The sequence below is a fragment of the Brevundimonas sp. KH_060 genome, from assembly GCF_057838275.1.
Genome location: NZ_CM174463.1, coordinates 1,946,566 through 1,960,480 on the forward strand (window position 1 = coordinate 1,946,566; position 13,915 = coordinate 1,960,480).

The window sequence follows — 13,915 nt, forward strand, 5'->3', positions numbered from 1 at the left end:
CCCTTAAAGTCCTTCCGCCATGCGGCGCTTGTGGTGGCGGGTGCGCTGGAAGACGGCGTAGATCACCAGCACCCATCCGATGGCCAACAGGCCATAGGCCGCCATCACCGCGTTGTCAGTCAGGCCGAAACGGCCTTCACGTGCGAACAAAACCAGAGCGGCCGCCACCACGATGCAGGCCAGCCCCGCCCAGCGGGGCCGCCAGCCGACGCGACGCAGCTCGGCCCGATAGGCCGCCCTGCCCGCTTCTGTTTCGAGGTTCGGCCGCGCCATTAGGCCGGAGCCTTTTCAGCGACAGGCTCCGAGTTCGGCAGCTTCTTGATCTTCTTGGCGGCCGAACCGTCGTACAACGCCGGGTCCGTCAGGACGCGCGCGCCGCCCTCAGGCGCGGCGTTGTGACGGCCGACATAGCTGCCGGCCTTCGGCGTCTTGCCGGCGGCGAAGTCGTCGATGATCTGGGCCATGTTCTCAGGCGTCAGGTCTTCGTAATAGAGGTCGTTGATCTGGGCCATCGGCGCGTTCGAGCAGGCGCCCAGACACTCGACTTCCTGCCAGGTGAAGCGGCCGTCAGCGGACAGCTCGTCCTTGGGCCCGATCTTCTCGCGGCAGACACGCATCAGATCGTTAGAGCCGCGCAGCATGCACTGCGTCGTGCCGCACACCTGGATCAGGGCGGCCTTACCGACCGGCGTCAGTTGGAACATGGTGTAGAAGGTCGCGACCTCCAGCACCCGGATATAGGCCATGCCCAGCAGCTCGCCGACAGCGCGCAGCGAGGGCTCGGACACCCAGCCTTCCTGCTTCTGAACCAGCCACAGGATCGGGATCACCGCCGACTGGCGACGCGATTCCGGGTACTTTTTGATCCACCACTCGGCCTTGGCCATGGTGTCCTTCGAGAACTCGAAAGACGCCGGCTGTTCCTTGGCGAGGCGACGAACGCTCATCTGTCCACTTCTCCGAACACCATGTCGAGCGAGCCGAGGATGGCGGACACGTCCGCCAGCATGTGGCCGCGGTTCATCCAGTCCATCGCCTGCAGGTGACGGAAGCCGGGGGCCGACAGCTTGACGCGGTAAGGTTTGTTGGTGCCGTCCGACACCAGATAGACGCCGAACTCGCCCTTGGGCGCTTCGACGGCCGCATAGACCTCGCCTTCCGGGGTGCGGAAGCCTTCGGTGTAGAGCTTGAAGTGATGGATCAACGCTTCCATCGAACGCTTCATCTCACCACGACGCGGCGGGGCGATCTTGTGGTCCTCGGTCAGGACAGGCTCGCCGGGGCAGTTGCGCAGCTTGTGGATGCACTGTTCCATGATCCGCACCGACTGGCGCATCTCTTCGACGCGGCACAGGTAGCGGTCCCAGCAGTCGCCGTTCTTGCCGACGACGATGTCGAACTCCATGTCGGCGTAGCAGTCGTACGGCTGAGCCTTGCGCAGATCCCAGGCGATGTCCGAACCGCGCAGCATGACGCCCGAGAAGCCCCAGGCCAGGGCATTTTCCTTGGACACCACGCCGATGTCGACGTTGCGCTGCTTGAAGATGCGGTTCTCTGTGACCAGGCTTTCAATGTCGTTCAGCGCGGCCGGGAACTCGGCGCACCAGCGGCCGATGTCGTCGATCAGCTCGGGCGTCAGGTCCTGGTGGACGCCGCCCGGACGGAAGTAGTTGGCGTGCAGACGCGCGCCGCAGGCGCGCTCGTAGAAGACCATCAGCTTCTCGCGCTCTTCATGGCCCCACAGGGGTGGGGTCAGGGCGCCCACGTCCATGGCCTGCATGGTCGCGTTCAGAAGGTGGTTCAGGATGCGGCCCATCTCCGAGTACAGGACCCGGATCAGTTGGCCACGATACGGCACGTCCAGCTCCAGCAGGCGCTCGATGGCCAAGCAGAAGGCGTGCTCCTGGTTCATCGGCGAGACGTAGTCCAGCCGGTCCAGGTAGGGGATGTTCTGGAGGTAGGTGCGCGCCTCCATCAGCTTCTCGGTGCCGCGGTGCAGCAGGCCGATGTGCGGATCAACGCGCGTGACCAGCTCGCCGTCCAGCTCCAGCACCAGACGCAGCACGCCGTGCGCGGCCGGGTGCTGCGGGCCGAAGTTGATGGTGAACTTGCGGTCGTCCATCGCCCGCGCGTGCGGGGTCAGACCGTCTTCATAGTCCTCGAACGGGTCGATGGCCGCACCGAGCGGCGCTGGCATGTTCTTGACGTCGGCCATTACTGCGCTCCCGCCTTTTCATCGCCCGGCAGGACGGTCGGATAATCGGCGCCTTCCCATGGAGACAGGAAGTCGAAGTTGCGGAATTCCTGAGTCAACTTCACCGGCTCATAGACCACGCGCTTCTGCTCTTCGTCGTAGCGGACCTCGACATAACCCGTCATCGGGAAGTCCTTGCGCAGCGGGTGCCCCTGGAAACCGTAGTCGGTCAGGATGCGGCGCATGTCCGGGTGATCCGAGAAGATCATGCCGTACATGTCGAAGGCTTCACGCTCGAACCAGCCGGCCGACGGATAGACCGCGCTCACGCTTGGGACGGGCTTCACTTCATCGGTCGACACCTTGACGCGAACGCGCGCGGCGCGCGTCAGGGACAGCAGGTGATAGACCACCTCGAACCGCTCGGTGCGGTCGGGATAGTCGGCGCCGCAGACGTCCATGCACTGCTGGAAGCCGAACTGATCGCGCAGGGCGGTCATGACGGCGACGATGTTCTCGCGCGGGGCGATCAGGGTCAGCTCGCCATAGGCGACAACGGCCTCGACGCCGAGCGCCGCGACCATTTCCGTGCCCAGAGGCGTAAGGGCGGATTCGCGCTCCGCGACGCGCACCAGTTCGCTCATCGCTCGATGGTCCCCGTACGGCGGATCTTCTTCTGCAGCTGCAGGATGCCGTAAAGCAGGGCCTCGGCGGTCGGCGGGCAGCCCGGAACATAGACGTCCACCGGCACCACGCGATCGCAGCCGCGCACAACGCTGTAGCTGTAGTGGTAATAGCCGCCGCCGTTGGCGCACGAGCCCATCGAGATGACGTAGCGCGGGTCCGGCATCTGGTCGTAGACCTTGCGCAGGGCCGGAGCCATCTTGTTGGTCAGGGTGCCGGCGACGATCATCAGATCCGACTGGCGCGGCGAACCACGCGGCGCGGTGCCGAAACGCTCCAGGTCGAAGCGCGGCATCGACAGGTGGATCATCTCGACGGCGCAGCAGGCCAGGCCGAACGACATCCACATCAGCGAACCCGTGCGGGCCCAGGTGATGACGTCATCCAGCGAAGTCGTCAGGAAGCCGCGCTCGCCCAGCTCGGTGTTTACCGACTCGAAGAACTTGTCGTGAATCTTGGGATCATAGCCCTCGACGGTCGAACGCGCAGCCGAGCCGGCGGGGACCAGGGGGCTAGAGGGGGCGATTACTGCCATTCCAGGGCTCCCTTCTTCCATTCGTAGATGAAGCCGACCGTCAGGACGCCAAGGAAGACCATCATCGACCAGAAGGCGAACACCATGCCGCCGTGCGACAGGTCGAACATCGACACCGCCCACGGGAACAGGAAGGCGATTTCCAGGTCGAAGATGATGAAGAGGATCGACACCAGATAGAAGCGCACATCGAACTTCATGCGCGCGTCGTCAAAGGCGTTGAAGCCGCACTCATAAGCCGAGAGCTTCTCGGTATCGGGGTTCTTGGGAGCCAACGCCCAGGCCGCCAGCATGAAGCCGGCGCCGAGCACGATGGCGATGCCCAGGAAAACGACGATCGGAAGATATTCTAGAAGAAATTCGTTCATTCGAGCTGCCTCGCCCGCCGGGAGGTAGGGGGCGGATTCGGGGCTTCTTAGACCCAACCTCGCCAGGGTTCAAACCCATGTCGGCAAAGGTTTTTTATTGCGAACGGTTCGCAGTTTTTTGGGCGATTTGCCGCAGGCCGCGCGATTGCCTCTTATGCCGCTGATCCGCGAAATGCGTCGTCGCCTCCAACATAGCCGAGAGCTTGCGTATGAACCTGGCCGCCCGCCTGCTGAACTCAATCGAACGCATCGGCAATAGGCTGCCAGATCCCGTCTTCCTATTCCTATGGCTGATCCTCGGCCTCGTGGCCCTCAGCCTGGTCGGCGCAGGGCTGGGCTGGTCGGCGGTCAACCCGGTGACGGGCGAGGTGCTGCAGGCGCAGAGCCTTCTTTCCCCCGCCAATCTCGAACGGCTGTTCATCGGCATGCCGCGCACCCTGGCCGACTTCCCGCCGCTGGGGATCGTCATCACCATCATCTACGGCGCGTCGGTGGCCGAACGAACAGGCCTGTTCTCGACGGCGATCCGCGGCGCCCTGCTGAACGCCCCGCGCTTCATCCTGACGCCCATCGTGGTGGTGACGGGCATGGTGTCCCACCACGCCTCGGACGCCTCCTATGTCGTGGTGATTCCGCTGGCCGCCGTGATCTTCGCTGCGGCGGGTCGCCACCCGCTGGCCGGTCTGGCCGCCGGATTCGCCGCCGTCTCGGGCGGATACGCGGGCAATCTGTTCCCCGGCGCGAGCGACGCCCTGATCCTGGGCATCACCGAGCCCGCCGCCCACCTGATCGATCCGTCCTACGCCGTCAGCATCGCCGGCAACTGGTTCTTCATCGTCGGGGTGGTGTTCGTCTTCACCCCCATCGTCTGGTTCCTGACCGACCGAGTGATCGAGCCGCGCCTGGGCGCCTGGATTCCGCATAACGCCGCCCCGATCGCCGCCGAGGAGAAGACGCCCCTCACCGCCGCCGAAAAGCGCGGCCTGGCGTGGGCGGGCCTGACCATCCTGGCCATGATCGCCGTCTGGGCGACGGTGACCTTCCTGCCCGGCTCGCCCTTCGTCGACGCCGACGCCGAACCGGCGCAACGCTACAACCCCCTGTATCGCTCTCTGGTCGCCTTCTTCGCCCTGACCTTCTTCATGGCGGGCGCAGCCTTCGGCGCGGGCTCCGGCTCGATCAAGACCCACCACGACCTGGTGCGGATGATGCGCGAGGGGATCAGCCAGCTGGCCCCCTACATCGTCCTGGCCTTCTTCGCCGCCCACTTCGTCGCCATGTTCAACTGGTCCGGCCTGGGGCCGATCCTGGCGGTCAACGCCGCCGCTTCCCTGCGCGAACTGGCCCTGCCGACGCCGCTGCTGCTGATCGTGGTGGTGCTGGTGTCCTGCATCTTCGACCTATTCATCGGCTCGGCCTCGGCCAAGTGGTCGGCCCTGGCGCCGATCGTGGTGCCCATGTTCATGCTGCTGGGCATCAGCCCCGAGATGACGACCGCCGCCTATCGCATGGGTGATTCCGTCACCAACATCGCCACGCCGCTGATGAGCTACTTCCCGCTGATCCTGACCTTCGCCCAGCGCTGGGATCCGAAGTTCGGCCTGGGCTCGCTGATGGCGACCATGCTGCCCTATGCAGGGGCCTTCCTGATCGCAGGGCTGATCATGGTGGCGTCCTGGGTGGCGCTGGACCTGCCGCTGGGGCCGGGCGTAGGCGTGCACTACGAACCGCCCCCGCCCGCCACGGCCTCGCAACTGCCGGCGGACGGCGGAATCGCCGGCCCCGCAGCCCCGCCGCAGGCCGCTGCGGCGCCCGCTGCGCGATGATTTGATTTATCCACAGCCGCGTCGCTTGACGTGCGACGCGGCCCCGCCTAAACGACGCCCCTCGCCGCGGCGCACAGCGCTTCGGATGGGAACGCGGGTGTAGCTCAGTTGGTTAGAGTGCCGGCCTGTCACGCCGGAGGTCGCGGGTTCGAGCCCCGTCACTCGCGCCACTCCTCTCAGGGATCTGAGGGAGTGGCGCACCGCCCTTCCCTCTCCTCTCTCTGAAAATCGAGATCGATCACAGGCGCTGCTTTCACGCGCCTGCTTGGCCGTGACCGGCTGTAGACCCTCGGGACAAGCCCGAGGGCGACATCGGCGGGCGCCTAGTTGATCGGCAGTTTCTCTTGCGGCGTGACGAACGCGGCCTTCCCGGTCAGCTCGCCGTAAAGCATGGTCAGGTCCTCGAACACACGGCTCCAGGCGAACTGCTCGACCGCCTTGACCCGCGCCGCCTGACCCAGAGCCTCCACGTCACGCGCGAACAGGGCCTCGATCGCCTCGGCGTAGTCGACCGGGTCGGCCGAGGCGGCCAGTTGCCCCACGCTCTCGTCCACCGTCTCGGCGACGCCGCCCGCGTTGACGCCGACCACGGCCCGGCCGCAGGCCATGGCCTCCAGCACGATCAGGCCGAACGGCTCCTTGTCGTTGGCGTGCACGAAGGCGTCGCAGCTGGCGATGATGCGGGCCACGGCGCGCGGGTCCTTCTCATAGGGCAAGGAGATGACCCGATCCTCCGGAGGCATCCCCGCCCCCGCGCCGACCAGAACCAGATGATAGGGCGCGCCCAAGCGCTGCACCGCGTCGATCAGGACGCCGACGTTCTTCTCCTTGGCCGGACGCCCGGCGAAGCACAGCAGCCGCGCGTCGGCGCCCAGGCCCAGTTTCTTCAACAGCCAGTCGCGATCGCGACGGTCGGGGTGGAAGGTGTCCACTTCGACGCCCAGCGGACAAATCACAATGTCGCCCACGCCCGCCTCTTCCAGGCGCTGAGCGATGAATCGGCTGGGCGAGACGACCCGATCGAATTGGGAAAACAACTTGGCCCAGCGCTTCTCGACCGGCTTCTTGGCCCATTCGCCGAAATGCAGCGCCGCCAGCGCCGCCGGGTCCGAATGGCAGAATCCGACAACCGGGCAGCCGACCCTCTGGCCCGCCTCCAGCGCGCCCTGGCCCGGCGTATAGGGATCGCCCGCCTCGATCAGGGCGGGGTTGAGCGACGACACCCAGGCGCCCCAGCGCCGCACCGAGCTGGGCCAACGATAGCCGTCGCCGAACGGCAGCTTCGGCGCATGAAGACGGACGACGCCGTCCGGCTCCGCCCTGTATCCCGCGCCCGGCACGACCAGATTATGCACCACGCCCGGCCTATTGGCCTCCAGCCATGTCTTTTTCGACAGCAGATAGCGCTTCACCCCGCCCGAGCGCGGCGCGAACAGCATGGTGGTGTCGACCAGACGCGGTCGGGAATCAGCGGCGGCGGTCTTCATCGCCCGCAAGGTGTCGGCCACCTCTTCGTCCAGGCCGGGGAACAGCCTCAGTTCGCTCTCTTGGACGTCGATATGGCTCGCGCTCATCCGGTGGACCTTCTGCTTGTCGTTCTTCACGCTAACGCTAAAGCTCCGGCTTTGGATGCGATGGGCCCGGTTAATCTTCACCGTGCTTTTCGGCCCCCTACCGCTTGCAACCGCTGCGCTCAAGAGGCCGTCGCAATCCGGTCGCACGCCGCCGCTTTTCATCTGCCGTTCAGGTTGATCTCCCTACGGCCGGTCTTGCATTCGCCTCAAATTCGAGAAACTTGGGGCGTGCGGGCGTGGACCCTGATAGGAGGGTCGCCTTCAATCCTTGCGCGTGCGACCACGAGGGGTTTCTTACGAATGCGTATCTTGCTCGCGAGCGCTGTTGCGATCGCTCCCCTGCTGGTCGCTTCCGGCGTTCAGGCTGAACAGGTCATCTCCAACGGGCGGACGACGCCCATCAGCACCGCGACCGCCAACAACGGCGCTCCCGACGACGTTCGGCTCGCCAACGGCGGCTCGATCACCGTGACCTCCGGCGCCGCCGTGACGCTGAATTCCAGCAATGACGTGAAGCTGGACGCCGGCTCCAAGATCGACATGCTCAAGGCCGCCGACGGCGCTACGGGCGTCCTGGTCAACGGCGGCAACACCGGCGACGTCACCATCGGCGGCTCCATCAACATCACCGACTCCATCGAAGAGTATAAGGACGACGACAAGGACGGCGACCTGGACGGCCCGTTCGCCGACGGCACGAACCGTCACGGCGTCCGCGTCGGCGGCTCGGCGCCGCTGGTCGGAAACGTCCGCATCGAATCGTCCGGCGCGATCAAGGTCGAAGGCAATAACTCGTCGGGCCTGACCGTCGAGGCCCCCCTGACCGGCAACATCTTCAGCCAGGGCCAGATCAGCGTCATCGGCAATAACACCTACGGCATCCACACGACGGGCGACGTCACCGGGGACGTCACCCTCTTGGGCAGCGTGACTGCGGTCGGCGAAAACGCGGTCGGCGTCGCCGTCGATGGCGCGGTCGACGGCGCGGTCAAGATTCAAGGCGCTGTCACCAGCACCGGCTATCGTTACACCACGGCTCCGCCGAGCAAGCCCACAACGGGCGAACCTCGCGAGGGCGTGACCTATCTCGAGAACCTCGACGCCGACGACCTGTTGCAGGGCGGCCCGGCCGTTCGCATCGCGGGCGACGTCGGCAAGGGCGTGCTGTTCGACGTCGCCCCGTCCTATGGACCTGGCGGGATCGAGGGAGACGACGACGGCGACGGCGTCAAGAACGGCGATGAGGACGACGACGGCGACGGCAAGAAAAATCGCGAGGACGACGACCGCGACGGCGACGGCATTCCCGACGCTCAAGAAACGACGGCCTCCATTCGCACGTTCGGCGGCGCGCCGGCGGTGTTGGTCGGATCGGCCGACAAGGACATCAGCCTCGGCGCCGTCGGAACCGGCGACAATGCCTATGCCTTCATCAACCGCGGCGCCATCGAAGCGGCCGGCGTATACAAGAACATCGACGCCACCGCCGTTCAAATCGGCGGCACGGGTCATTCGGTCAGCCTAGCCGGCGGCCTGAACAACCAGGGCACGATCACCGTCACGGCGAACACGGGCGACAGCACCGGCGTCCTGGTCGGCGCGGGCGCGACGGTTCCCGGTATCGTCAACTCCGGCGTGATTCAGAGCGTCTCTGCTGGTTCCGAAGCCAATGTGGCTGCGGGCGTGCTGATCAACCAGGGCGCCAACGTCACCTCATTCAGCAACTCCGGCTCCCTGTCGGCCGGTGTGAACGGCTCCAAGAGCGACGCCGTCGCCCTGCGCGATGAGTCCGGCACGTTGACGTCGATCAACAACACCGGCAAGATTCAAGCCGTCGTCAGCCCTGAAAAAGACGTGGCCCAGACCGGATCGGCCATCGCCGTCGATGTCAGCGCCAACAGCACGGGCGTCACCCTGGTGCAGGACGGCGTGGTCGTTCCCGATCACAAGCTGCCCGACGCCGACAAGGACGGCGTGCCCGACATCAACGAGCCCGCCATCCGCGGCGACATCCGCCTGGGTTCGGGCGCCGACGTGCTGGACATCCGCAACGGCACGGTGAACGGCGACATCTCCTTCGGGACCGGCGCAGACCGCCTGTCCATCAGCGGCGGCGCCGTGGTGACCGGCAAGCTGTCCAACGGCGACGGCCAGCTGGACATCGACATCTCCAAGGGCACGCTGGACGCTCGCCATACGGGCCAGCTTCAGGTCAGCGACCTGAACGTCGGCGCGGACGGCAACTTGATCGTGACCCTGGACCCCGCCAATGGCGCGTCCGGCGGCTTCAAGGTCAGCGGCAGCGCCGATCTGGCCGACGGCGCGGGCCTGGGCGTGCGCTTCAACTCCCTGATCCAGGATCCGACCTCCTTCACCATCATCGAGGCGGGCGACCTGAACGTCGGCGCCATCGACCAGGATCTGCTGCAGTCCAACTCGCCCTACGCCTTCGTGGTCAACGCCAACGTCGACGAAGCCGGCGGCAAGCTGACGGTCGACGCCCGCCGCCGCACGGCGGAAGAGGCCGGCATGATCAAGGCCGAGGCCGCCGCCTATGACGTGCTCTACGCCGGTCTGGCCGACAATGAGCTGATCCGCGCGGCCATGCTGAACCAGACGGACCGCGACGGCTTCTTCAACATCTATCAGCAACTGCTGCCCGACCACTCGGGCGGTCCGCTGCTGTCGCTGGCCAGCGGCGTCGACGCCGTGACCCGCGCCCTGACCGGCCGCAACGCCGCCGCGGCGCCGGGCGAGACCAGCGCCTGGGTGCAGGAGATCAACTTCTACGCCGACAAGGACAAGACCGACACCTACGGCTTCCGTTCGGAAGGCTTCGGCCTGGCGGGCGGCGTCGAGCGCGGCACCAACATGGGCGCCTTCGGCCTGACGGCGGCCTTCACGTCGTCGGATCTGGAAGACCCGGAAGCGGCGGCTGAGGAAGTGCTGTCGGCCAATCTGCTGGAGCTGGGCCTCTACTGGCGCGCTCAAGGCCAGTACTGGACGACCTGGGCGCGCGCAGCGGGCGGTTACGCCTCCTTCAGCGCCACCCGCAAGCTGGTCGCCGACGGCATCAATCTGAAGAACGAATCCGACTGGCACGGCTTCACCTTGGCCGCCGCCGGGGGCGCATCGTACGAGCGCCACTTCGGTCGCCTGAGCATCCGTCCCGAGGCCTATGTCGAATACTTCTCGCTGAGCGAAGACGCCCGCACCGAACGCGGCGGCGGCGACGGCTTCGACCTCGACATCGATGAGCGCGACGGCCACATCTTCTCGGGCGTGGCCGCCGTGAACATCGGCTACGGCTTCGGCAAGGAAGGCTGGATTCGCCCCGAGGTCCGTCTGGGCTGGCGTCAGAACTTCTCGGTCGACGCCGGGACCACCATCGCCCGCCTGGCTTCGGGCGGCGACGCCTTCACCCTGGAGCCCGCCAGCATCGAAGGCGGTGGTCCGATCCTCGGGTTCCGCCTGAACGTCGGCAACGATCTGGGACTGCTGTCGATCACCGGCGACGCCGAACTGCTGGAAGACTACGTCCGCTACACCCTGCTGCTGCGGGCCAGCTTCAAGTTCTGACTTTTCTTCGGAACGCGAATGAAAAAGGGCCGCTGGATTCGTTCCGGCGGCCCTTTCCCTATCTTGCCGCAACCTTGCGCCTTTCTATGATCCCACTCGAACCAGAGGGGGTTTCATATGAACAAGTTCGCCTGGGCGGCCTGCGCCCTGATCCTGAGCGCCCACGCGCCTGCGATGGCGCAAACCGCCGTCCAGACAGCGGCCGCGCCTAGTCTGCCGACCGCCGATCGCGGCCTGTTCACCGCGCAAGACCTGTTCGGCATGGAGGTCGCCTCCGACGCCCAGATCAGCCCTGACGGCGGCCAGATCGCCTATGTCCGCCAGACAGCCGACATCATGACCGACCGGATGCGGCCGACCATCTGGCTGATCGATGTGAAGACCGGCCGCCATTCGCCCCTGATCGCCTCGGCCGGTTCGCACCGCCAGCCGCGCTGGTCGCCGGACGGCTCGCGCCTGTCCTACATCTCCAACGCCGAGGGCGGCGCGCCTCAACTGTTCGTGCGCTGGATGGCGTCGGGCGAATCCGTCCGCGTCACCAACCTGCCCAACACCCCGTCCAGCGTCACCTGGTCGCCCAACGGCGAGCAGTTGGCCTATTCCGTCCTGGTCCCCAGCGACAAACCCAAGATCGGCTCGCCTCTGGCCAAGCCCGAAGGCGCCCAGTGGGCCCCGCCGCTGGAGATCATCGACAGCGTCTCCTACCGCTCTGACGGCCAGGGCTATCTGAAGCCCGGCTTCCGCCACGTCTTCGTCGTCGGATCTCAGGGCGGCGGCGCCCGCCAGCTGACGCACGGCGACTTCCATCACGGCGGCGGCCTGTCCTGGTCGGCCGATTCCCGCACCCTCTACCTCAGCGCCAACCGTCGCCCCGACTGGCAGCGCGAAGCCGCCGACAGCGAAGTCTTCGCCCTGGATGTCCAGACCGGCGGCCTGACCGCGCTGACCAGCCGCGCCGGGCCCGACAATGCGCCCGTCGCATCGCCCGACGGCCGCCGCATCGCCTACCTCGGCTATGACGATAAGCGGATGGGCTATCACAACACCCGCCTCTATGTGATGGACGCCGACGGCTCGAACAGCCGCGTCCTGACCGAGAGCCTCGACCGTTCGGTTCAGTCTCCGGCGTGGAGCCGCGACGGCCGCTCGGTTTATGTCGCCTATGACGACCAGGGCCGCACCAAGGTCGCCCGCGTGTCGATGGACGGCGCCGTCACCACCCTGATCGAGGATCTGACCGGCGACGACTTCGGCCGCCCCTATACCGGCGGCGGCTTCACCGTGGCCGACGACGGCGCCATCGCCTATACGCGCGGCGATTCCAGCCGCCCGGCCGACGTCCACGTCCTGAAAGGCGGCCGCAGCACCCAGCTGACCCGCCTGAACGCCGACTTCCTCAGCGCTCGCCGCCTGGGCGAAGTGCGCCGCATCCAGGTCGCCTCCTCCCACGATCAACGCGCGGTCGAAAGCTGGCTGACCCTCCCGGCCGACTATGTCGAGGGCCAGCGCTATCCGCTGGTGCTGGAGATCCACGGCGGTCCCTTCGCCGCCTACGGCCCGCACTTCGCCACCGACAACCAGTTGTTCGCCGCTGCGGGCTACGCCGTGCTGTCGGTCAACCCGCGCGGCTCGACGTCCTATGGGGATGAATTCGCCAACCTGATCCACCACAACTATCCGTCGAACGACTATGACGACCTGATCAGCAGCGTCGACGCCATCATCGCTCAGGGAATCGCCGACCCGAACAAGCTGTTCGTCACCGGCGGTTCGGGCGGCGGCGTGCTGACCAGCTGGATCGTCGGCAAGACCGACCGCTTCAAGGCCGCCGTCGTCCAGAAGCCGGTCATCGACTGGGCAAGCTTCGTACTGACGGCTGACAACCCGGCCTTCTTCGCCCGCTACTGGTTCGGCGAATATCCGTGGGAGAACCCGGAGACCTACTGGCGCCGGTCGCCGCTGTCGCTGGTCGGCAATGTGAAGACGCCCACCATGGTCGTCGTCGGCGACGAGGACTACCGCACCCCCGTCAGCGAGTCGGAGCAGTACTACACCGCCCTGCAACTACGCGGCGTGCCCACGGCCCTGGTGAAGATCCCCGGCGTCGGCCACAGCCTGGCCGTCCGCCCGTCCCAGAACGCCGCCCGCATGAACGCCATGATCGAGTGGTTCGCGCGCTACAAGGACGGCGCCCCGGCCACGCCGACGCAATAAGACCCTGCCCCCGCGCCCGTCATGGCGGCGGGCGCGGGGTTCAGCGTGGCGTTAGTTGACTTTTAACCAGAACACTTACAGAACATCATCAACGGTTCACGCCTTGTTCTGGATTCTGCGCCATGCTCACGAAGAAACAGCACGAACTCCTGATGTTCATTCATGAGCGCATCCGGGAGACGGGCGTTTCGCCCTCCTTCGACGAGATGAAGGAGGCGCTGGATCTGGCGTCCAAGTCCGGCATCCACCGCCTGATCACGGCGTTGGAGGAACGCGGCTTCATCCGCCGTCTGGCCCACCGCGCCCGCGCGCTGGAGGTGGTCAAGCTGCCGGAACAGGCGACGACCGCTGCTCCGGCCAAGGGCCGCGCGCCGTTCAAGCCTGACGTGATCCAGGGCGGCGGACTCAATCCGCGCCCGGCCGCCGCCGAGGCCGCCAACGACGTCCGCGACCTGCCCCTGCTGGGCAAGATCGCCGCCGGCACCCCCATCGCCGCCATCCAACACGAGCGCGAGCGCCTGCCCGTGCCGGAATCCATGCTGGGCGCCGGCGAGCACTATCTGCTCGAGATCGAGGGCGACTCCATGATCGAAGCGGGCATCCTCGACGGCGACACCGTCATCATCAAGCGAGTCGAGAACGCCTCTTCCGGCGAGATCGTCGTCGCCCTGGTCGAGGGTGAGGAAGCCACGCTGAAGCGCCTGCGCAAGAAGGGCCAGTCCATCGCCCTCGAGCCCGCCAACAGCGCCTATGAGACCCGCATCTTCGGCCCCGACCAAGTCGAGGTTCAAGGCAAGCTGGTCGGCCTGCTGCGCCGGTATCATTGATGCGCGCCGCCCTGTGATTTCCGCTCATCCCGGCGGAGGCCGGGACCCAGTGCTTTGGCTTCAAGCAGGGCCGTTTGAAGTTGCCTTCTCTCTAAACCTGAACGCCAGCACGGT

General features: G+C 66.3%; 11 protein-coding genes and 1 tRNA gene. 5 read left to right on the forward strand and 7 right to left on the reverse strand.

The genetic code is table 11. The features are described from left to right. Positions 1 to 3: 3 nt before the first annotated feature. Genes AC3IPP_RS09600 through AC3IPP_RS09625 form a run of 6 tightly spaced genes read right to left on the reverse strand, consistent with a single transcriptional unit; the run spans position 4 to position 3,781 of the window. Positions 4 to 273, reverse strand: coding sequence for a hypothetical protein (locus AC3IPP_RS09600; protein WP_087141643.1), 270 nt, complete (start codon positions 271 to 273; stop codon positions 4 to 6). Next, positions 273 to 947 carry an NADH-quinone oxidoreductase subunit NuoE gene (nuoE, locus tag AC3IPP_RS09605; protein ID WP_087141644.1) on the reverse strand — a complete coding sequence of 225 codons (675 nt, stop codon included), beginning with the start codon at positions 945 to 947 and terminating at the stop codon, positions 273 to 275. The genes AC3IPP_RS09600 and nuoE overlap by 1 nt, the downstream gene beginning before the upstream one ends. Continuing rightward, positions 944 to 2,197, reverse strand: coding sequence for an NADH-quinone oxidoreductase subunit D (locus AC3IPP_RS09610; RefSeq protein ID WP_373407980.1), 1,254 nt, complete (start codon positions 2,195 to 2,197; stop codon positions 944 to 946). The genes nuoE and AC3IPP_RS09610 overlap by 4 nt, the downstream gene beginning before the upstream one ends. A gap of 17 nt (positions 2,198 to 2,214) precedes the next feature. Beyond that, positions 2,215 to 2,838, reverse strand: a complete 624-nt coding sequence (locus tag AC3IPP_RS09615) for an NADH-quinone oxidoreductase subunit C (RefSeq protein ID WP_489148804.1) — start codon at positions 2,836 to 2,838, stop codon at positions 2,215 to 2,217. Continuing rightward, positions 2,835 to 3,434, reverse strand: a complete 600-nt coding sequence (locus AC3IPP_RS09620) for a NuoB/complex I 20 kDa subunit family protein (protein WP_087141646.1) — start codon at positions 3,432 to 3,434, stop codon at positions 2,835 to 2,837. Before AC3IPP_RS09620 ends, AC3IPP_RS09615 begins: the two co-directional genes overlap by 4 nt. Further along, positions 3,404 to 3,781 carry an NADH-quinone oxidoreductase subunit A gene (locus AC3IPP_RS09625; protein WP_087141647.1) on the reverse strand — a complete coding sequence of 126 codons (378 nt, stop codon included), beginning with the start codon at positions 3,779 to 3,781 and terminating at the stop codon, positions 3,404 to 3,406. Before AC3IPP_RS09625 ends, AC3IPP_RS09620 begins: the two co-directional genes overlap by 31 nt. A gap of 209 nt (positions 3,782 to 3,990) precedes the next feature. Between AC3IPP_RS09625 and AC3IPP_RS09630 the strand changes: the two genes are divergently transcribed. Together AC3IPP_RS09630 and AC3IPP_RS09635 are read left to right on the forward strand one after the other, a co-directional pair. Continuing rightward, positions 3,991 to 5,607: an AbgT family transporter gene (locus AC3IPP_RS09630; protein ID WP_489148805.1), complete on the forward strand. Its 1,617-nt coding sequence runs from the start codon at positions 3,991 to 3,993 to the stop codon at positions 5,605 to 5,607. A gap of 93 nt (positions 5,608 to 5,700) precedes the next feature. After that, a tRNA-Asp gene (locus tag AC3IPP_RS09635) sits at positions 5,701 to 5,777 on the forward strand. A gap of 153 nt (positions 5,778 to 5,930) precedes the next feature. On the opposite strand, the gene AC3IPP_RS09640 is transcribed toward AC3IPP_RS09635, so the two are convergent. Then, a complete protein-coding gene (locus tag AC3IPP_RS09640) occupies positions 5,931 to 7,181 on the reverse strand; it encodes a glycosyltransferase (protein WP_489151056.1) in 1,251 nt (416 codons plus the stop codon). A gap of 300 nt (positions 7,182 to 7,481) precedes the next feature. Here AC3IPP_RS09640 and AC3IPP_RS09645 point away from each other — a divergent pair, with 300 nt between their 5' ends. The 3 genes from AC3IPP_RS09645 (at position 7,482) to lexA (ending at position 13,801) form a co-directional block, all read left to right on the forward strand. After that, positions 7,482 to 10,760, forward strand: coding sequence for an autotransporter outer membrane beta-barrel domain-containing protein (locus tag AC3IPP_RS09645; protein WP_489148806.1), 3,279 nt, complete (start codon positions 7,482 to 7,484; stop codon positions 10,758 to 10,760). A gap of 117 nt (positions 10,761 to 10,877) precedes the next feature. After that, positions 10,878 to 12,974, forward strand: a complete 2,097-nt coding sequence (locus AC3IPP_RS09650; RefSeq protein ID WP_489148807.1) for a S9 family peptidase — start codon at positions 10,878 to 10,880, stop codon at positions 12,972 to 12,974. Positions 12,975 to 13,096: 122 nt separating this feature from the next. Beyond that, positions 13,097 to 13,801 carry a transcriptional repressor LexA gene (lexA, locus tag AC3IPP_RS09655; RefSeq protein ID WP_087141651.1) on the forward strand — a complete coding sequence of 235 codons (705 nt, stop codon included), beginning with the start codon at positions 13,097 to 13,099 and terminating at the stop codon, positions 13,799 to 13,801. The last annotated feature ends 114 nt before the right edge of the window (positions 13,802 to 13,915 follow it).